This window comes from Octadecabacter antarcticus 307 (assembly GCF_000155675.2).
Lineage (GTDB): Bacteria > Pseudomonadota > Alphaproteobacteria > Rhodobacterales > Rhodobacteraceae > Octadecabacter > Octadecabacter antarcticus.
Genome location: NC_020911.1, coordinates 3,934,810 through 3,953,212, shown reverse-complemented (window position 1 = coordinate 3,953,212; position 18,403 = coordinate 3,934,810). Strand labels below are relative to the sequence as shown.

The 18,403-nt window shown below is 53.7% G+C and carries 16 protein-coding genes and 2 pseudogenes; 12 read left to right on the top strand and 6 right to left on the bottom strand.

Features of this window, described 5'->3' with window-relative positions; translation table 11 throughout:
• Positions 1-68: 68 nt before the first annotated feature.
• Positions 69-704: a nicotinate-nucleotide adenylyltransferase gene (locus OAN307_RS20225; RefSeq protein WP_015501387.1), complete on the top strand. Its 636-nt coding sequence runs from the start codon at positions 69-71 to the stop codon at positions 702-704.
• A 9-nt stretch (positions 705-713) separates the two neighbouring features.
• The gene (gene dacB, locus OAN307_RS20220; protein WP_015501386.1) at positions 714-2,291 is read left to right on the top strand and encodes a D-alanyl-D-alanine carboxypeptidase/D-alanyl-D-alanine endopeptidase; all 1,578 of its coding nucleotides are present in this window, start codon (positions 714-716) and stop codon (positions 2,289-2,291) included.
• Here the strand turns inward: dacB and OAN307_RS20215 are convergent.
• Positions 2,288-2,707 (bottom strand): tellurite resistance TerB family protein, encoded by a 420-nt coding sequence (locus OAN307_RS20215; protein WP_015501385.1) that lies wholly within the window; start codon positions 2,705-2,707, stop codon positions 2,288-2,290. The two genes, dacB and OAN307_RS20215, sit on opposite strands and share 4 nt — an antisense overlap.
• A 188-nt stretch (positions 2,708-2,895) precedes the next feature.
• On the opposite strand from OAN307_RS20215, the gene OAN307_RS20210 reads away from it, so the two are divergent.
• The 3 genes from OAN307_RS20210 (at position 2,896) to OAN307_RS20200 (ending at position 7,445) form a co-directional block, all read left to right on the top strand.
• A complete protein-coding gene (locus tag OAN307_RS20210; RefSeq protein ID WP_015501384.1) occupies positions 2,896-4,545 on the top strand; it encodes a lysine--tRNA ligase in 1,650 nt (549 codons plus the stop codon).
• 56 nt (positions 4,546-4,601) lie between these two features.
• The gene (locus tag OAN307_RS20205; protein ID WP_015501383.1) at positions 4,602-5,003 is read left to right on the top strand and encodes a DUF4864 domain-containing protein; all 402 of its coding nucleotides are present in this window, start codon (positions 4,602-4,604) and stop codon (positions 5,001-5,003) included.
• A gap of 156 nt (positions 5,004-5,159) precedes the next feature.
• A complete protein-coding gene (locus OAN307_RS20200) occupies positions 5,160-7,445 on the top strand; it encodes a glycosyl hydrolase family 28-related protein (protein WP_015501382.1) in 2,286 nt (761 codons plus the stop codon).
• A 60-nt stretch (positions 7,446-7,505) separates the two neighbouring features.
• Here OAN307_RS20200 and OAN307_RS20195 read toward each other — a convergent pair whose 3' ends face one another.
• A complete protein-coding gene (locus OAN307_RS20195; RefSeq protein ID WP_015501381.1) occupies positions 7,506-7,877 on the bottom strand; it encodes a YdcF family protein in 372 nt (123 codons plus the stop codon).
• An 82-nt stretch (positions 7,878-7,959) separates the two neighbouring features.
• On the opposite strand from OAN307_RS20195, the gene OAN307_RS20190 reads away from it, so the two are divergent.
• A complete protein-coding gene (locus tag OAN307_RS20190) occupies positions 7,960-8,301 on the top strand; it encodes a rhodanese-like domain-containing protein (RefSeq protein ID WP_015501380.1) in 342 nt (113 codons plus the stop codon).
• A 24-nt stretch (positions 8,302-8,325) separates the two neighbouring features.
• On the opposite strand, the gene OAN307_RS20185 is transcribed toward OAN307_RS20190, so the two are convergent.
• The 3 genes from OAN307_RS20185 to uvrB all read right to left on the bottom strand — a co-directional run bounded on the left by OAN307_RS20185 (position 8,326) and on the right by uvrB (position 11,389).
• Entirely contained in the window at positions 8,326-8,778 is a 453-nt protein-coding gene (locus OAN307_RS20185; RefSeq protein ID WP_015501379.1) for a hypothetical protein, read from the bottom strand.
• A gap of 182 nt (positions 8,779-8,960) precedes the next feature.
• Positions 8,961-9,173, bottom strand: a complete 213-nt coding sequence (locus tag OAN307_RS31455; RefSeq protein WP_083903136.1) for a DUF4238 domain-containing protein — start codon at positions 9,171-9,173, stop codon at positions 8,961-8,963.
• An 8-nt stretch (positions 9,174-9,181) separates the two neighbouring features.
• A complete protein-coding gene (gene uvrB, locus OAN307_RS20180) occupies positions 9,182-11,389 on the bottom strand; it encodes an excinuclease ABC subunit UvrB (protein ID WP_015501378.1) in 2,208 nt (735 codons plus the stop codon).
• Between the two features lie 351 nt (positions 11,390-11,740).
• On the opposite strand from uvrB, the gene OAN307_RS20175 reads away from it, so the two are divergent.
• Positions 11,741-11,953 carry a hypothetical protein gene (locus tag OAN307_RS20175; protein ID WP_015501377.1) on the top strand — a complete coding sequence of 71 codons (213 nt, stop codon included), beginning with the start codon at positions 11,741-11,743 and terminating at the stop codon, positions 11,951-11,953.
• Positions 11,954-12,011: 58 nt separating this feature from the next.
• Here OAN307_RS20175 and OAN307_RS20170 read toward each other — a convergent pair.
• A pseudogene (locus OAN307_RS20170) lies at positions 12,012-13,209 on the bottom strand (IS3 family transposase).
• A gap of 444 nt (positions 13,210-13,653) precedes the next feature.
• Between OAN307_RS20170 and tnpA the strand changes: the two are divergent.
• The 5 genes and pseudogenes from tnpA to OAN307_RS20140 all read left to right on the top strand — a co-directional run bounded on the left by tnpA (position 13,654) and on the right by OAN307_RS20140 (position 18,401).
• Positions 13,654-14,001, top strand: coding sequence for an IS200/IS605 family transposase (gene tnpA / locus OAN307_RS20160; RefSeq protein WP_015501375.1), 348 nt, complete (start codon positions 13,654-13,656; stop codon positions 13,999-14,001).
• A gap of 154 nt (positions 14,002-14,155) precedes the next feature.
• Positions 14,156-15,596: pseudogene (locus OAN307_RS20150) on the top strand (IS3 family transposase).
• Positions 15,597-15,927: 331 nt separating this feature from the next.
• Positions 15,928-16,239 carry an ETC complex I subunit gene (locus OAN307_RS20145; RefSeq protein WP_015501373.1) on the top strand — a complete coding sequence of 104 codons (312 nt, stop codon included), beginning with the start codon at positions 15,928-15,930 and terminating at the stop codon, positions 16,237-16,239.
• Between the two features lie 434 nt (positions 16,240-16,673).
• On the top strand, positions 16,674-16,832 hold the full coding sequence (locus tag OAN307_RS28460; protein ID WP_015501372.1) for a hypothetical protein: 159 nt from the start codon (positions 16,674-16,676) through the stop codon (positions 16,830-16,832).
• Between the two features lie 213 nt (positions 16,833-17,045).
• Positions 17,046-18,401 carry a DEAD/DEAH box helicase family protein gene (locus OAN307_RS20140; RefSeq protein ID WP_275450659.1) on the top strand — a complete coding sequence of 452 codons (1,356 nt, stop codon included), beginning with the start codon at positions 17,046-17,048 and terminating at the stop codon, positions 18,399-18,401.
• Positions 18,402-18,403 lie beyond the last annotated feature (2 nt).

The window sequence follows — 18,403 nt, the reverse complement described above, 5'->3', positions numbered from 1 at the left end:
GTGCATGATCATGGCGCTGCCGATCTGGCGGAATTGCCTTTGGTGAAGCGGCTGCGTATGGACGGGATATGCAACGGGATGGGATGCCATATGCCCGCGCCGGACAAGTGGTGGGATTACTGGGCGGATCGTTTGATCCGGCCCATGCCGGACATGTGCATATCACGAAGGCGGCGCTTGTGCGGTTCGGGTTGGACCGTGTGTGGTGGTTGGTGAGCCCCGCTAACCCTTTAAAAACGCACGGTCCTGCGCCAATTTCGGATCGTGTCACGCGGGCGCGGGCCGTCATGCAGCATCCCAGCGTGACGGTGACGGACATTGAAGCGCGTCTCGGCACGCACTACACGGCGCAGACGATCGCGGCTCTGCAGGAGTATTATCAAGGCGTCCGGTTCGTTTGGTTAATGGGTGCGGACAATCTGACGCAATTTCATCGCTGGCAGGACTGGCGCGAGATTATGGCGCGCGTCCCCGTTGGTGTTTTGGCGCGACCGGGGGACCGGATTTCGGCGCGCATGTCACGCGCCGCGCGGATTTACCGCGAGGAGCGTCTGATCGAGCGGGCTGCGGGGCTTTTGGGGTACATGGATGCACCTGCGTGGGCCTTTGCAAACCTGCCGATGTCGCAATTGTCATCGACTGCGATCCGCGAAACGGGCAAGTGGACATCTGGTGCGGTTGTCGACCGCCCGATGGGTGAATAGGGTTTTGAGATGTCAGTGACGTTTTCACGTAGAGCCATTTTTTCACGCAGAGCCATTTTGGCTGGTTTGTTATCTAGCGCCGCCGGTGTCGCCTTGGCTGAGGCGCCGCTGTTGTCACCGCGCCCCAACGCGCGGATCCGAACAGTGGATGTTGCACCCCAAACCAGCCCAATCCCACGGATTGCGCCGCGCGTGCGTGCAAGCATCGAACAAATTATTGCCGCTGCCGATCTGGATGGCACGGTCGGCTGTGTTTTGGCTGACGCGGACACAGGTGAGATGTTGGAGCAGATCGATGCGGGGATCGCGCTGCCGCCTGCCAGTGTCACCAAAGCTGTTACAGCGTTGTACGCCTTGGACGCGCTTGGCGGGGCGTTCCGGTTTGTAACGCGGATATATGCCATCGGTCACGTACAAGGTGGCATTTTGCGTGGTGATATGATTTTGGCGGGTGGTGGTGATCCGACATTGTCTGCCGATCATCTGGCGGAAATGGCTGACGCGCTGAAGGCTGCTGGCGTGACTGAGGTAACGGGGCGGTTTTTGTGTTGGCGTGGGGCGCTGCCTTATGCCGAAGAGATCGAGCCGTCGCAGTTGGATCATCTAGGCTATAATCCGGCGGTCAGCGGGCTGAACCTAAACTATAATCGGGTGCATTTCGAATGGAAGCAGGTGAGCGGCAACTGGCAAGTGAGCATGGATGCAAGCACAGAAAATCCCGGGCCGCCGGTCAGTATGGCGCGAGTGCGGATCGTTGACCGTGGGTCGCCGGTTTTTGCAACAGATGCGCCTGATAGTTGGACGGTCGCACGCAGCGCACTTGGCAATGGTGGGTCGCGGCGGATGCCGGTACGCCAGCCCGCGCTTTACGCGGGCGACGTGTTTCAAACACTGGCGCGCGGCGCTGGCGTAACGCTGCCTGCGCCTGAAGTGATTGATGATCTTCCGGAAGATCGCGCGGTGTTGGTGCAGCATCGCAGTGCTACGTTGCGCACAATTTTGCAGGAAATGCTTTTGTATTCCACCAACCTTACGGCGGAGATTTGCGGGCTGGCGGCCACGCAGTCGAAGTTCAGAACGTCACTGGATATCAAAGCGTCAGCGGCGCAGATGACCCGTTGGATTGGCCGGAAATACGGGGTTGAGTGCGATTTTGCCGATCATTCGGGGTTAAGCGACGCAAACCGCGTCAGCGGCGGTGATATGGTCAAACTGTTGCTGGCCGTGGGGCCGGATGGCCCGCTGCGCCCGATCATGCGGCGTATCGCGATGACGGATCAGGACAACAACCGCCTTGAGGACTATCCCATCGAAGTCAGGGCCAAAACCGGCACGCTAAATTTTGTCAGTGCCTTAGCTGGCTATATCGAAACGGCCGAAGGGTCCGATTTGGTATTCACGATTTTTGCGGCGGATTTGGATCGTCGGGAGCGGGGCAAAGCGACTGGCGATGAAGTCCCTGAGGGGGCCATCGCGTGGAACCGCCGTGCCAAACGGTTGCAGCAGAAATTGTTGCAACGTTGGGGGCTGGTGTATCGCAATGACGTTCTGGAAGACACAACCGATCAAGTGATCGTAACGGACTAAAGCGTCATGTGACGTGCGCGCGCCCCGCGTTCAATGGCGGCGGCGTGCAAACGGTCAATGTTCAATTCATAGCGCATTTCTTCGAGCATCCGCAGCTCGGATTGTGCGATTTCACCGTCCGCCGCTGCCACATCACAGGCAAGTGCGTAGGCCGTTTCAAACAGGCGTTCGGGAAGTGCATCGCGGATCAACCCGAACAATGCATCAAGCCCGTCTTCTTGATCGAACAGATCGAACACGGTCTGGGACACGCGCGGCACATGATCGGAATCGTAGCCAGCGAATACCGGCAGATTGTTGATGATGTTGGTAATTTTCACCAGTTCGGCGGTACGAATTTCTTCGTCACTTGCGGAGACGGCAATCATCAGGGCGCAAAGCGCGTCTTGTGCGGTCAAAGAAGGGGTTTCGGACATGCGCGTGGCTCCTTTTCTAATGGTAAACACCTATGGAGTGAGCGCAAAAAAATCAACAGGTTACAGGTGGTATTACGCTTGTATGATGTGGTGGGCGCTTTGATTTATTGACCCTTTGTGCTGTGTGGCATAGGACGCGCAGGCGCTTGGACCGTTGGGGTCCGGGCCATTTTGAACGGATAAAACCCATGAGCAATTTGCGCGCGGCGGCAATGACGTCCAAGGCTTGGCCTTTTGAAGAAGCGCGCAGGCTGCTCAAGCGCATCGAGGCGTCGGGCAAGGATCATGTATTGTTTGAAACGGGCTATGGCCCGTCCGGTCTACCCCATATCGGCACGTTTGGGGAGGTCAGCCGTACAACAATGGTGCGCCGTGCGTTTCAGGTGATTTCAGATATCCCGACACGGCTGATATGTTTTTCGGACGATCTGGACGGCATGCGCAAAGTGCCGAGCAATGTGCCCAATCCTGAACTGCTTGCGCAATATATGCAGTTGCCGCTGACATCGGTGCCGGACCCGTTTGGCGAATTTGAAAGCTTTGGCCACCATAACAACGCCATGCTGCGCCGGTTTTTGGACACGTTCGGGTTTGAATACGAGTTCATTTCTGGCAAGGAATATTACGAGTCCGGCACGTTTGATGAGATCCTGTTGCGCGCTGTGGAACGCTATGACGACGTGATGGCGGTGATGCTGAAGAGCCTTCGTGATGAACGCCGTGAGACCTATTCGATCTTTCTGCCGATGCACCCTGAAACGGGCCGCGTGATGTATGTTCCGATGAAGCATGTGGACGCAAAGGAAGGCACCGTGACGTTTGACGACGAGACTGGCCGCGAATGGACCGTGCCCGTGACAGGCGGCAACGTGAAGCTACAGTGGAAGCCAGATTTCGGCGCGCGCTGGGCAGCGCTGGGCGTTGATTTTGAGATGTATGGAAAAGACCATTCCACCAACACGCCGATCTATGACCGTATTTGTGAAATTTTAGGCGGCAAAAAGCCGGAGCATTTCAGCTATGAACTGTTCCTCGATGATCAAGGCCACAAGATTTCAAAGACGTCCGGTAATGGTGTGTCGATTGACGACTGGCTGACCTATGCCAGCACGGAAAGCCTGTCGTATTTCATGTACCTCAAGCCGAAGACCGCCAAGCGGATGCATTTTGATGTGATTCCCAAGGCGGTTGATGAATATCACCAGCAGTTGCGCGCGTATCCGGGTCAGGATGATGCGGCTAAGCTGAACAATCCGGTGTTTCATATTCATGGCGCGGACGTCCCGACATCAAGCATGGTTGTGCCGTTTTCGATGCTGCTGAATCTCGCGTCAGTTTCGCAAGCGACAGATAAGGACAAATTATGGGGCTTCATTCAGCGCTATGCACCCGGTGCGTCGCCCGAATCGAACCCTGATCTAGATGCTGCGGCGGGCTTTGCAGTGCGATACTACATGGACTTCGTTGAGCCGCAAAAGGTGTTCCGTTTGGCCGATGATCAAGAACGCGCAGCGCTTACGGCTTTGGTCCTGGCGTTAAAATCGGGCGAAGCGGCGTTGGCGGTGATTGCGCAAAAGAATGCGCAAGAGGGCAAGGATATGCCATTACCTAAGGTCAATTGGAGCGATGACGAATTCTTGCAATCCATCGTATTTGCGGTGGGTAAAGTTCATGGGTTTGATCCGCTGCGGGCGTGGTTCTCGTGTCTGTACGAAGTGCTGCTGGGCGCAAAACAGGGACCACGTTTTGGTGGGTTTATCGCACTGTATGGCTTGGAAGACTCCATCGCGTTGATTGAAGCGGGCTTGGCCGGTGAGTTGGTAAAATCGAAGACGTGATTTGACACAGACCCCTTGCGGCTTACCGTTGATGCATAACCATAAGGGAATTTGCCATGTTTCGAACCGTTAAGATTGTTGCCGCACTTGTTGTTCTTGGAACCGGGGCGCAGGCGCAAGACGCCAGCATCGAAGATGTAATCACCAGCCAGTTGCAGGCCTTTGTTGATCGTGATGTGGCGCAAGCGTGGGAATACGCGAGCCCGATGATCCAAGGCATGTTCGGCACGCCCGAAAACTTCGGCTTGATGGTGCGCACTGGCTATCCAATGGTTTGGGACAATTCGGATGTGCAGTTTTTGGACCGTACGGAATTTCAAAGCCGCACCCGCCAAGAAGTTCAGGTCCAAGGGCCGGGTGGATTGTTCTATATTCTTGATTATCAAATGATTGAGACCCCGAACGGGTGGCAGATTAATTCGGTCCAAGTGATCCCCGCGCCGGAGGTTTTTTCCTAACCTGTTGCGCTGTCGGGGGGGGCATCGTCACGGTGCTGTCAGACGTCATTTACCCCAAACAATTACCTCTTTGAGCCGGTGATCCGTGCGCCCATTTGCGCTGCGGTTCTGGATTTTGATGGGGCAGACTGTCTGCCCGCTATGAGGGGTTTTCATATGAACAAGGTAATTACCGATGGGTTGGTGCTGACACCGCCACCTTTTGCTGATGGTCTGGATGTCTGGTCAAGCGGCGATGGCACGCCAGGGTCAGACACATACGACGGTTCTGGCAACGGGGCATCTGTGCCAGCGGATCAGGATTTTTCCGGTTGCCTTGAGATTGTGAAAACCCAAAGCGTAACAAAGCTGCGCTATATGGGTGAAACCACCCTTCTGCCAGGGTGTTATCTGCGCGTTACGGCGCGGGTGAAATGCGTGGCAGGTGCACTGCCCGACGTGCGCATCGCGGCGTGGGCTGGCAACGCAGGCGGCGGGCAACTGAACGGCGTGGTGAACGTCGGGCCAAGTGTGTCCATCAACGGCTACGGCGAGGTGGTCGAGGTTTCAGCCATCATCGGCACTGGTCAGCGCAACGGCGTGGACATGGTCTGGACGAATGCCAACTATGGCCACATCGGGCTGGATTTGACCGGACCCAACGGCGGCGTCGTGCGGATTGACGATCTGGTGATTGAAGACGTCACAGGGGCGTTTTTGCGCGACATGCTGGGCATTGTGGATGTGCGCGATTACGGCGCGATTGGCGACGGGGTAACGGATGATTCCGCAGCCTTTGAGCAGGCCGATAGTGACGCTGACGGGCGCGAGGTTTTGGTCACGGCGGGCACCTATTTCTTGGGTGGGTCAGTCACGTTTCAAAGCCAAGTGCGGTTCGAGGGCACGGTGACAATGGGTGAAGAACATCGCTTGATCTTCCAGAAGAATTTTGACTTTCCCACCTACGTCGATGCCTTTGGCGATGAAGAATTGGCGTTCAAAAAAGCGTTTCAAGCGCTGTTGAACTTTTCGGATCATGAATCGCTAGATCTTGGTGGGCGGCGCATTTCGCTGTCCGAGCCGATCGATATGCAGGCGGCAGTGAACAACCGCACCAGCTTTGCCACACGCCGCGCCATTCGCAACGGTCAGTTGCAACCCATTGCTGGCCCTGCGTGGGATGATGATGTCGTTGTGGCCCAGGCGACGTACAATGCCGCAAGTTCTGTGCGGCTAAGCAACGTCGCCGATATTGCGGCTATTCAGGTGGGATCACTGGTGACGGGCAACGGCGTGGGGCGCGAAGTTTATGTGCGCAGTGTCGATATTGCGGCGTCGCAGATCACGCTAAGCCAGCAGTTGTTTGACGCCGAGGGTACGCAGGAATTCACCTTTACGCGGTTCAAGTATCTGTTGGACTTCAGTGGCTTTGAGAAGATTTCAGACTTTGTGTTGGATCAGGTTGAACTGCGGTGTGACGGTATTTGCAGCGCAATTTTGCTGGCACCGCAGGGGCTATTGTTCCAGATTCACGATTGCCAGTTTAATCGCCCCAAGGACCGCGGCGTATCATCCCCGGGGGATGGCTGTCAGGGCATGGTCATCGACCGCTGTAAATTTGAATCTGATGAATCCAGTATTCCGACGCAACTACGCAAGTCCTTGTGCTATAATTCGAACGCAAACGACGTAAAAATTCGTAATAACCGCTCGGCGCGGTTCCGGCATTTCGGGGTGATGAATGGTGGGCAAAACATCATCGCCAACAATCACTGGTTTAACGGCGACGATCAGTCTGCTGGCGTGCGTTTGGGGGGGCTGATCCTGACCAAACCGAATTGTGCATCCACAGTGATAGGTAATTATATCGACAATAACTTCATTGAATGGACGGACGAGCATGACTCCACGCCGAATGTGTCGGGCTATTCGTTTGGCGGTTTGTCGATTACGGGAAATGTGTTCCTCGCGATTGATGTGCAGGCCTCCTATCGTTGGATCGTGATCAAACCCTACGGAGTGGGGCACTATATCAACGGGCTGAATGTGCAGGGCAATATTTTCCGCACATTCAGCGGCACTATTGAACGGGTCGAAATGATCGACACGACATATGCCGATCTGGATCAAAACCGGATGCGCAACATTGTCTTTGAGGGAAATGCGTTCAACGGGGTCGATCAGCCGACGCGCAATCCGCACATTGATGTGCATGTCCAGAATTCGCCTGATGCGACGTGGACTGTGGACACAGAAAAGTATCTGCCCTTCGGCGGCCATGCGCGAACGATTGACGCACTTGTGCCAATCTTTGCTGTTCGAAACGCGGCAAACGATGTGGTGTTCGCCAACCCCTACGTGAGCCCGAGCCAAGGCGCTGATGATGACGAATTCCGTATCATTTGGCCGGAACCTGTGATGGGGCAAGTGCGCTTTTCAGTACGGATGGATAATCCAGCTTAGACGAAGGTGGACCAGCCTAGACGAAGATGGGGGCGCTTTCGGGTGCCCCTTTTTATTCAACTATGCTGGCTCGACGCGCGGGTTCAATCGCGTCATAGTGGGTCCACAAATTTGGAGATTGTTATGAAAAAAATTGCAATGGCCCTGTCTTTGTATTTCATTGATCAGGGTCTGGGCAAAACGGATATTTTCACCTGTCGTCGTTGATAGATTCTCCAGCACCATCGCATCGTCACGAACACCTGCACCACGCAGGATTTTCTGCATGGCGGCAGTCTCGCTTGGCGGGTGTTTCCCGACGCCGCCACACAGCACCAAAAAACTGATGTGACCACCGTTATAAAGGGTCAATGCATGCAATGTACGCCGTCGCAACGTGGGTGACCGGCCGTCCCGCCACACTGCCGCACCGAGGATGATGCCAATCGCCAAAGCTTGGTCCTTTCGCGCTGCATGGTGGGTTTAACCCTGGGCTGTCGTGCATATATAATGAAGCAAATCCCAGGAGCGTACAATGACCCAAACCCCATCCGACCTTGTTGCCAATGCAGGCATTCCGGCCATTTCCATTGACGACGCCAAGGTGTTGCACGGGCAGGACGGCGTGGTGTTTTTGGACGTGCGCGAACCGGCTGAGGTCGCGGGCGGCAAGATCGCCGGTGCCGTGGCGATCCCGCGGGGTGTGCTGGAATGGCAGATCGAGGCGCTGGAGGGCGCTAAAACAGTCGTGGTCTACTGCGCTGTTGGCGGGCGCGCGGCACTGGCGGGTGCGACGTTGAAATCGCTGGGGTTTGCGGACGTGCGGAATTCTGGCGGGTTCAAGGATTGGGTTGACGCTGGGGGTGAGGTGGAGTGAGGTGTGCCTCACAGATGCGTCGTTTCACCATTCAGAAGCTGTAAGGGAAGAGATTAGTTTTTCTGAATTGCCTGCAATTGCGTGGCTGTTCAGGGTCAAACAGGTGTTCAGTTTTCTGACTAGATGATTGCTGAGACTCATATTGCTGTCCTTCATATCTACGGCGACAAAGCCAACAGCGAGCGTAGGGGACATAGTCGTCCATAGTTCGACTCCGGGTTCACCTATCGGTTGAGATGGATGATCTTCAAATCGCGCGACTGGATTACTTGCGACTATGAATGTTTTCTTTGGATTGTCCGGTCTTGCTACGACAATCCGCATGGAGGCTAGCACATTCAAGATTTTTTGTGACTGGCGGCTGAAGTTTTCGACTCTCGTGTTTGCTAGAATTCTGGTCTGAAAGTCTTCGTTTCTCAGGAGTTCAGTTTCTTCTTCAGTTGCTGGTCTATGCTGCGCTTCATACTCTTGAACCAAGTCTTTACTAAAAACGTCAACTTTGACGTTTGCAATAATTGGTTCAATAAAGTCAGGTGTTCTTTTTATATGACTATAAAAGAATTGGACAAACCTTTCCCGCGACGCTTTTTGGCCAAAATTAATTACCCCGGATGAGCTGTAAGCATTGAATTGGTCAACCCAACCTGGGATGTAGTTATCTAACTCTTCCGCAAAGAAACGTTCAACGGTATCGTCATGTGAACCATCTTTTTTTGAAAGCTATTGTAGCGTATCCGTCGAAATATTGAGTCTATATTTCGAGGTTCTGGCATGGAGTTTTTGCGGCTAGCATAGAAAACAGAGTCCCCACGAACACGAAAATTACGAAGAATTGCCTTTGGAACATAGTGATGCTTAGCGGCGGTACCCATTGCAGCAGCTACCCACCCCTTTTCTTCCTCGGCTTAACCCCACCGCGTTGCCCCGGCTGACCCGCCGTTGACCGTCCAGCCTGTTTCTTGCTTTCTTTTACGGCCTTATCCACCTGATATTGCCGCGCCATCGGGTTGTCGCTGACCATGAGATCGACGGTTTCGAGGCGTTTCACCTCATCGCGCAAGCGTGCAGCTTCTTCGAATTCCAAATTCTCGGCGGCTTTGCGCATGTCGACGCGCAACCCGTCCAACACCGCCTTGAGGTTTGGTCCGGCGGGGGTGTCGATGGTGGCGGTGACGCGGTTCATGTCGACGTCGCCTTTGTAGAGACCCGCCAAAATATCCTCGACGTTTTTCTTCACCGTCGTCGGCGTGATGCCGTGCTTTTCGTTGTATGCGATCTGGCGGTCGCGGCGTCGATCGGTTTCGCCCATGGCGCGTTCCATGCTGCCAGTGATGCGGTCGGCATACATAATAACCCGGCCTTCGGCGTTTCGCGCAGCGCGACCGATGGTCTGGATCAGCGAGGTTTCAGAGCGCAAGAAGCCTTCTTTGTCCGCGTCCAAAATCGCGACCAGCCCACATTCCGGGATGTCCAAACCTTCGCGCAACAGGTTGATGCCGATCAGCACATCGAACGCCCCAAGCCGCAGATCTCGTAGGATTTCGATGCGTTCAATCGTGTCGATATCGCTGTGCATGTAGCGCACTTTGATGCCGTTTTCATGCAGGTATTCAGTCAGATCTTCGGCCATGCGTTTGGTCAATGTTGTGACCAATGTGCGAAACCCCTTGGCCGACACACGGCGGATTTCATCCATGACATCATCGACTTGTGTTTCAACAGGGCGGATTTCGATCATCGGGTCAATCAGACCTGTTGGGCGGATGATCTGTTCGGTGAACACGCCGCCAGTCTGTTCCATTTCCCACGCGGCGGGGGTGGCTGATACGAAGACCGATTGCGGGCGCATCGCGTCCCATTCTTCAAATTTTAATGGCCGGTTATCCATGCAGGATGGCAGGCGGAAGCCATGTTCGGCCAGCGTCATTTTACGCCTAAAGTCACCCTTATACATGCCGCCGATTTGGGGCACGGACACGTGGGATTCATCGGCAAAGACAATGGCGTTGTCGGGGATGAACTCAAACAAAGTGGGTGGTGGTTCGCCGGGCATACGCCCCGTCAGGTAGCGCGAATAGTTTTCGATGCCGTTGCACACGCCCGTCGCCTCGAGCATTTCAAGATCGAAATTGCAGCGCTGCTCAAGGCGCTGCGCCTCGAGCAACTTACCCTCGGAAACAAATTGATCGAGCCGCATGCGTAGTTCTTTTTTGATGCCGACAACCGCCTGTTTCATCGTCGGTTTCGGGGTCACATAGTGCGAATTGGCGTAGATGCGGACCTTTTCAAAGGTGTCGGTTTTTTCACCTGTCAGTGGATCAAATTCGGTGATTGCTTCGAGTTCTTCACCAAAGAACGACAGTTTCCATGCGCGATCATCAAGGTGGGCGGGCCAGACTTCAAGGCTGTCACCGCGCACGCGGAACGTGCCGCGCTGGAAGCCCGCGTCGTTGCGTTTGTAGGCCTGCGCGATGAGGTCGGCCATGATCTGGCGCTGGTTGTATTCTTCGCCTGTGTGCAAGTCCTGCGTCATAGCGCCGTAGGTTTCGACGCTTCCGATGCCGTAAATGCACGATACGGACGCGACGATAATTACGTCGTCGCGTTCCAGCAAGGAGCGGGTTGCCGAGTGGCGCATCCGGTCGATCTGTTCGTTGATTTGGGATTCTTTTTCGATGAAGGTGTCTGATCGCGCGACGTAGGCTTCGGGTTGATAGTAGTCATAGAACGATACGAAATATTCTACGGCGGCTTCAGGAAAGAAACTTTTGAATTCGCCGTATAGCTGCGCAGCCAGGGTTTTGTTTGGTGCAAGGATAATGGCAGGGCGCTGGGTTTCTTCAATCATTTTTGCCATGGTGAAGGTTTTGCCAGTACCGGTTGCGCCCAGTAACACCTGATCGCGTTCACCGTTTCGGATGCCTTCGCAAAGTTCCTTAATGGCCGTGGGCTGATCGCCTGCGGGTTCAAATTCGGTTTTCAGCACAAAGGCCCGCCCGCCTTCGAGTTTTTCACGGGTTTTTACGTCCGGCGCTGGATTGGCGAGGAATTGTTCCGCTTCGGATTTGTCTGTTTGGGCGTAGGGCATGGGCACTCCTGTTGGGTGTAATGTGACGTTTTACTTCGCCGCTGCAAGGGGCAAGGAAGCGGTGGTAGTGGGTCACTTTGAAATCTAGAATTACAAACTTTGATTTGCAGACTCGCGCGAGGCATCCCATATTGGCAGTATGGCAGCGCGCGACCGACCATCATTTCCGATAACTTGCCCTACCTGTGGGGAAAGTGGGACGGTAAAGACTTCAGAGAACGACTATCCGTCCATGAGGTCTCTTGGATATAGTATTGACGGGGTTACGGGGCAATTCGCTATCAGCGGGAAATGTGAGAACTGGTCAACCACCATCGTAACGTGCACAGAATGTCAGAAACAGGTCCATCCATGACAGATAAACCTAAAAGATCCCGTGACGCCAACCAGCTTGCCCACATGATCGTGGGGATAGCCACTGGTGATGATGTAGAGCATGAGCCTGACACGTCAGGACAGCGCAAAGGTGGCCTTAAAGGCGGAAAGGCAAGAGCAGATAAGCTCTCGCCAGAAGAACGCAGTGAGATCGCTAAGAAAGCTGCGAAGGCGCGGTGGGATGATTGAAGTGGCCCTGCTTTTCAGGACAGGTATGTGGCTTGGCTAAGATGCATCTGATTTATGTTCATGCCGCTTTTCGTATCTCCGCATGGCCAAAGTATGCGATGTCCGGTGTTCGCTTATCAAGGGCCGTGTGAGGGCGTTCTGAGTTGTAGAACCCAATCCATGTATCGATGATCCGTTTTGCTTGGAACCCATCGGTGATTTCATGCAAGTAAACGGCCTCCTGCTTCAGGGATCGCCACAGACGTTCGATGAAGATATTGTCGAGATAGCGGCCGCGTCCGTCCATTGATATTTTGATGTTGGCTTCGGTCAAATTTGTGATCCAACCCGCGCCAGTGTATTGGCTGCCCTGGACGTGTTCATGATCTCTGGCTTGCCGTATCGGGCGATAGCCTCCTCCAGCGCCTCAACACAGAAGCTAGCATCCAGCGTATTTGAGAGCCGCCAAGTCAGCACTTTTCGCGTTGCCCAGTCCATGATCGCCACCAGATACAAAAAACCATTCTTGACGGGTATGTAGGTGATGTCGCTGCACCAGACCTGATTGGGTCGGGTGATTGCCAACTTTCTCAGCAGGTATGGATAAATGCGGTGCTGTGGGTGCTTCTTGCTGGTGTTCGGCCCCTTGTAGATGGCCTACAACCCCCTCTCAGCGATGCTTTGCATCGCCTGCCGGGCAAGGCATGATGTTCATCAGGCGACGAACACGATGCCGACCCGCAGAGAACCCTGACTGGGGCAAATAGGCTGCTATCTGTCGGCTGCCAAAGAATGGATATTTCGTAAATATCCGATCAATCTCATGCATCAGCTTAAGCGTCTCAGCATTCACCCCAACTGGTGTGTAATAGATCGACGAACGGCTGATCTTGAGCAGCTTACACTGGCGCGTCAGGCTCAGTTTTGTGTTCTCTTTGCGGACCATCTCGCGGCGTTTTGATGGGCTCACCCCGGTGAATTCGCTTTAGCGAAATAACCTGTCTTCAGCCCTTGTGACAAAAAAACGTTCTCCACCGCTAACTGACCAATCTTGGCGTGCAGCTCTTTAATCTCACCGGCCTTGTTCTGAGCCTTTTTGACCTTGTCGGTAAAAACCCCGGCCATGCCTTCGATCGCCTGTCGTTTCCATGTGCTCACCTGGGTTGGGTGGAGCTGCCGCTTGGCCGCAATCTCCTGAACCGTCTTGTCACCGCGCAGCGCCTCTCAAGCGCCACAGTAGCTTTAAAGTTGTCTGAAAAGTTCCGTCGCTTTGTCATTCTCGTATCCATTCGTTCGTGTTGGATACATCTTAGCACGCTGTCCAGTTTTGCCGGACCACTTCACTTTTTTTGGTGCGATTTATTCACACAGCCGATTTACACCTTGCCAAGCCCTTCGGCCGGTTCGACGCTGACACACAGGCGGCGCTACGCATGGCGCGGCTTGATGCCTTGAGGCGTATCGGAGATGCGGCGCGCGCCAACAATGAATCGCTCCAGTTTCATCGGAGACCTATAGCTCATTTTCCACCTAATGGATCGAAACCACCGGCTTCTAGCCGGCCAGCTTCAGCGAATCTATGATTGATCTTCTCTCCTGAATTTTGAAACCATACTGCTAATGCGGGTTTCAAAATTCAGGAGAGAAGATCATGCGTTTTTCCTCATCCGCGCAGACGCGATTTTACCACAGATTTCACGTCGTGTGGGTCACAAAATGTCGTGTGGGTCACAAAACATAGATACAAGGTTTTGCAGGGTGCGATGCGAGAGCGGATACGTGAGATTATCATGCAAACATGCGCCGAAATGGGCGTCCATATCGTGAAAGGTGTGCTGGGACGCGATCATGTGCACATGTTCCTGTCGATCCCACTAAAACTGTCCCTGTCCAACGTTATGCAACGCATAAAGGGCCGCTCGTCGCGCCGCATCCAGATGGAATTCCCTGAGTTGCGCAAGCGCTACTGGGGCAGGCGGTTTTGGGCATGCGGATATTTCTCAACCACCTCTGGAAATGTGACTGACGACATCATCACGCAGTATCTGGAATTGCATTCCTCTAAATGAGGCTACCGGCGTCAGCCGGTAGTCCTTCACAATAATTGGGTTCTGCTCGATGGCAGAATGTCGGTCACTGTCTGACGTCAGCGCTTCTGGGTCCAAATAGGCATATTTGATAAGAGAGTGTTGTTGGCTCATCGTAACCACAGAGGAGTGGGACATGAGACAGACAACTGGAACACGCAAAAGCCCGGGCGAGAAGATCGTCAAAGATATCAAACGGGCGACCCGCAAGCATTATTCATCTGAAGAGAAGATTAGGATCGTCTTAGACGGTCTGCGTGGGGAAGACAGCATTGCCGAGCTGTGTGGTCCACTGCCCGGCAGTGCATGTTTACATGCACGAGAGGGGTGAAGGCATCTCCCAAGGCATCTCCCAAGGCATCTACTACAAATGGTCCAAGGACTTTATGGAGGCCGGTAAGAAGCGCCTTGCGGGCGATACCGCCCGCGCCGCCACAACCGACGAGGTGAAGGATCTGCGCCGTGAAGCACGTGATCTGAAGGAAGTCGTTGCGGAGCAAACACTTGAACTCCGCTTGCTCAAAAAAAGCATGTTCGACGGTGGGGGCGACCACGAATGAGGTATCCCGCATCAGAGAAGCTGGAGATCATCAAGCTGGCCGAGGGGTCGCATCTGCCGGCCCGCCTGACTTTGGCCAAGCTCGGCATTCCACGCACCACATTCTACCGTTGGTATGATCGGTATTGGCAGCGTGGTGAGGCTGGCTTGCAAGACCAATCTCCCAAGCCAAAGCACGTCTGGAACCGTATTCCTGACGAGGTGCGACGTCGGGTTGTGGACCTTGCGCTGGAAGAGACAGAACTGTCACCGCGTGAACTGGCAGTGACCTTCACAGATAAGGAAAGCTACTTCGTATCAGAGGCTTCCGTATACCGTATGCTGAAGGCGCATGACCTGATCACCAGCCCAGCCTTCATCGTCATGAAAGCCGCCAGTGCGTTCAAAGACAAAACCACAGCGATCAACCAGCTTTGGCAAACTGACTTCACCTATCTCAAGGTTCTGGGATGGGGCTGGTTCTATCTCAGTACGATCCTAGACGATTACAGCCGTTACATCATCTCCGCTGCCCGGCAGGGTATTGCGCAGCAATGTCCCGAGAGGGTGGAAACTCTGCACCAATATGCGGGCTGAGGACGTGACTGACACGCTCGACTTGGCCCTTAAGGCGTCCGGCTGTGATCAGGTTCACGTCGTTCACAAACCACGGCTGCTGAGCGACAACGGATCCAGTTACGTATCCGGTGACCTGGCTGAGTGGTTGCAAGGGAAAGGCATGAAGCATTCTCGCGGCGCGCCATATCATCCGCAAACACAGGGCAAGATCGAGCGATGGCATCAAACCTTGAAGAACCGCATCCTCTTGGAAAACTACTTCCTGCCAGGTGATCTTGAAGCCCAAATTGAAGCATTCGTCGATCACTACAACCACCAGCGCTTCCACGAGAGTCTGAACAACGTCACGCCGTCTGACGTCTACTTCGGCCGTGACAAAGCCATTCTACAACAAAGGGAAAGGATCAAACGAAAGACACTCGAAGCGCGCCGCTTGCATCACAGCCTGCACGCCACATAATGACACCAACCAGATGAGCCGAACGCTCTCTTAATTTAAGCCGCCTTTGGTGCCAAAAACCCTGACGACGTACAGTCGGTCACGTTGGCTTATTACGATTTGCGCAGACTGGCTAAAGGTGGGGCGTTTGGCGGCGGGTTGGTATGTAAAGAACCATTAAAGACACTGCATCAAAGCGTTCGCTAAAGAGTAGCAGCGCGGCTTGCGAACCAGTTAAAACGTAAAATTTCTTCGAGTCTGGCGCGACTGCGCGGTGCGGGGCATCGGTAACCACTTGCGCTGACCTACTACATTTCCGATAAGGTCGAGATAGTTTGAAGGAGTGTTACGTATGCGCGCACGTATTTATCAGCCCGCCCGAACTGCGATGTCGTCGGGCACCGCGAAGACCAAGCATTGGGTGTTGGAATTTGCGCAGACGTCTGCGCGCGAAGTTGATCCGTTGATGGGCTGGACGTCGTCGTCTGACATGCAAACCCAAGTCCAAATGACGTTTGAGACCATGGATGCGGCGCTAGACTATGCTGCTGCCAATGGGATCGACGCGTCATTCCAAGAACCTAAAAAGCGTCGCGCTAACATTCGGGTCGGTGGCTATGGTGAGAATTTTGCGACAAACCGTCGTGGCGCGTGGACGCACTAGACGGTGTGAATCGCGATTAAGTTACCGCCAAATTGCAGTAAAAATCCGGCCAAGTTGCACGGTCTCTATCTGTAACCGCCGCAAATATGGGCACAGTTGTGTTGGAAGCGGAGTGAATATTCCGCAGGATAGGCTGGCAATCCATGTGCAGTGCTTTTTCAGCTCTGACTATCGGGCGTAGATAGCTTTGGTTTTTCGTCATTTTGCAAGTTGTCATAAGAGCCGATATCCTACGATGAAGGGTCATCTGCGGTACGTAGACGTAGTTGGCTTCGGGCCGTAATAGGACCATGGCTCCTGTGTGCTGTGAAACCGCTCTTCAGCCGCAGTAAAACGCGCATCAAGCTCGTAGGCCAGCAACGTACCTAATTGCAGTTATTTCAATATTGGGTCAAAGTGACCGAAACCTCAAAAAGTATAAAAGGAGGTTTCAGATGCTGATTCTGAGCGCACAGGATGCCAAGTACAGTTTGGGGGGGGTGATTGATCTTGCCCGAGCCGGAGCCGGTGGCCTAACATGGAAGAAGCCAGTCGCAGTGGCAATGGGGATTGAAAAATGCGAACGGTTGAAGGGTATTACAAAAGTCACCTGAATGGGCTCCCAAACACAAATGGGACGGCAAAATAACGGGAAACCTTTTCAAGCGGTTCTCAATCCAGAGCCGAAGGTTAGAAAACCAACTCGGCTGACGTTTGAATTTAATACCAAGCAATTCGACGCCTCCAGAAGGTGCAAATGAACAATGAGGCCCAAGATGGCAATGAACAGCTCCGAGCGCGATCTTGAATAGGCCCTCGTCACAAAGCTGCAGAATCTCAAGTACGAATATCGCCCCGATATCTGTGATCGAGCCTCTCTTGAAGCAAACTTCAAGGATAAATTCGAAACACTGAATCGGGTTGCGCTCACAGATGGTGAATTTCAGCGTCTCCTAGACGAGATCGCTACGCCTGATGTCTTCACTGCTGCCCGTACCCTTCGCGAGCGCAACAGTTTTACCCGCGATGACGGTACGCCTCTCAACTACACGCTGGTTAACATCAAGGACTCGTGCAAAAACACCTTCGAGGTGGTCAATCAGCTGCGTATTAATACGGACAATAGCCACCACCGCTACGACGTCATACTCCTGATCAATGGGGTTCCCTGCGTCCAAATCGAACTGAAAACTCTTGGCATCAGTCCCCAGCGAGCGATGGAGCAGATTGTCGATTACAAGAACGATCCAGGCAACGGTTATACCAAGACGCTTCTTTGCTTTCTCCAACTTTTCATTATCAGCAACCGCGACCGCACCTTTTATTTTGCAAACAACAACGCCGGGCATTTTGCTTTTAATGCTGAGGAGCGCTTTCTGCCAGTCTATGAATTTGCCGACGTTGATAACAAGAAAGTCACTCACCTCGACAGCTTCGCAGAAACGTTCTTGGCTAAATGCAATCTTGGCCAGACAATCAGCCGCTACATGGTGCTCGTTGCCAGCGAGCAAAAGCTCCTGATGATGCACCCTCATCAAATTTATGCGGTGAAGGCGATTGTGGACAGCATTACCCAGAATTGTGGCAACGGCTATGTCTGGCACACCACTGGCAGCGGCAAGACACTCACCTCCTTCAAGGCCTCAACACTGCTTAAAGACAACCCTGATATCCAGAAGTGCCTTTTTGTCGTGGACCGGAAGGACCTCGACCGGCAAACGCGCGAAGAGTTTAATAAATTCCAAGAAGGCTGCGTAGAAGAAAATACCAATACTGCCTCGCTCGTACGCCGTCTCCTCTCGGACGACTACGCAGACAAGGTGATCGTCTGCACAATCCAGAAACTCGGCCTTGCGCTGGATGAAAACAGCAAACGCAACAAGCAGCAAAAAAAGGACGGCAAACAGACCTACAAGGAACAGCTGAGACCGCTCAGTGACAAACGCATCGTCTTCATCTTCGATGAGTGCCACCGTTCCCAGTTCGGCGAGAACCACAAAGCGATCAAGGAGTTCTTCCCCAAGGCTCAGCTTTTCGGCTTTACTGGTACGGCAATCTTTGAACAAAACTCGGGCCAAAAGCAGATCGAAGACACACAGGCCAGCATGAAGACTACCGAAGACCTGACCTGTGCCCCAATTTCCCTCCAGCTTTGCGCGGAGTCCTTGGTGCTAAATCTTTGACC

What these genes read in the sequence shown, in the direction of transcription:
- OAN307_RS20145 (WP_015501373.1), top strand. Translation starts at nt 15,928, where the DNA reads ATGCGCGCACGTATTTATCAGCCCGCCCGAACTGCGATGTCGTCGGGC.
- OAN307_RS20200 (WP_015501382.1), top strand. Translation starts at nt 5,160, where the DNA reads ATGAACAAGGTAATTACCGATGGGTTGGTGCTGACACCGCCACCTTTT.
- OAN307_RS20190 (WP_015501380.1), top strand. Translation starts at nt 7,960, where the DNA reads ATGACCCAAACCCCATCCGACCTTGTTGCCAATGCAGGCATTCCGGCC.
- OAN307_RS20175 (WP_015501377.1), top strand. Translation starts at nt 11,741, where the DNA reads ATGACAGATAAACCTAAAAGATCCCGTGACGCCAACCAGCTTGCCCAC.
- OAN307_RS20215 (WP_015501385.1), bottom strand. Translation starts at nt 2,707, where the DNA reads ATGTCCGAAACCCCTTCTTTGACCGCACAAGACGCGCTTTGCGCCCTG.
- dacB (WP_015501386.1), top strand. Translation starts at nt 714, where the DNA reads ATGTCAGTGACGTTTTCACGTAGAGCCATTTTTTCACGCAGAGCCATT.
- OAN307_RS31455 (WP_083903136.1), bottom strand. Translation starts at nt 9,173, where the DNA reads ATGGGTACCGCCGCTAAGCATCACTATGTTCCAAAGGCAATTCTTCGT.
- OAN307_RS28460 (WP_015501372.1), top strand. Translation starts at nt 16,674, where the DNA reads ATGCTGATTCTGAGCGCACAGGATGCCAAGTACAGTTTGGGGGGGGTG.
- OAN307_RS20225 (WP_015501387.1), top strand. Translation starts at nt 69, where the DNA reads ATGCAACGGGATGGGATGCCATATGCCCGCGCCGGACAAGTGGTGGGA.
- OAN307_RS20210 (WP_015501384.1), top strand. Translation starts at nt 2,896, where the DNA reads ATGAGCAATTTGCGCGCGGCGGCAATGACGTCCAAGGCTTGGCCTTTT.
- OAN307_RS20205 (WP_015501383.1), top strand. Translation starts at nt 4,602, where the DNA reads ATGTTTCGAACCGTTAAGATTGTTGCCGCACTTGTTGTTCTTGGAACC.
- uvrB (WP_015501378.1), bottom strand. Translation starts at nt 11,389, where the DNA reads ATGCCCTACGCCCAAACAGACAAATCCGAAGCGGAACAATTCCTCGCC.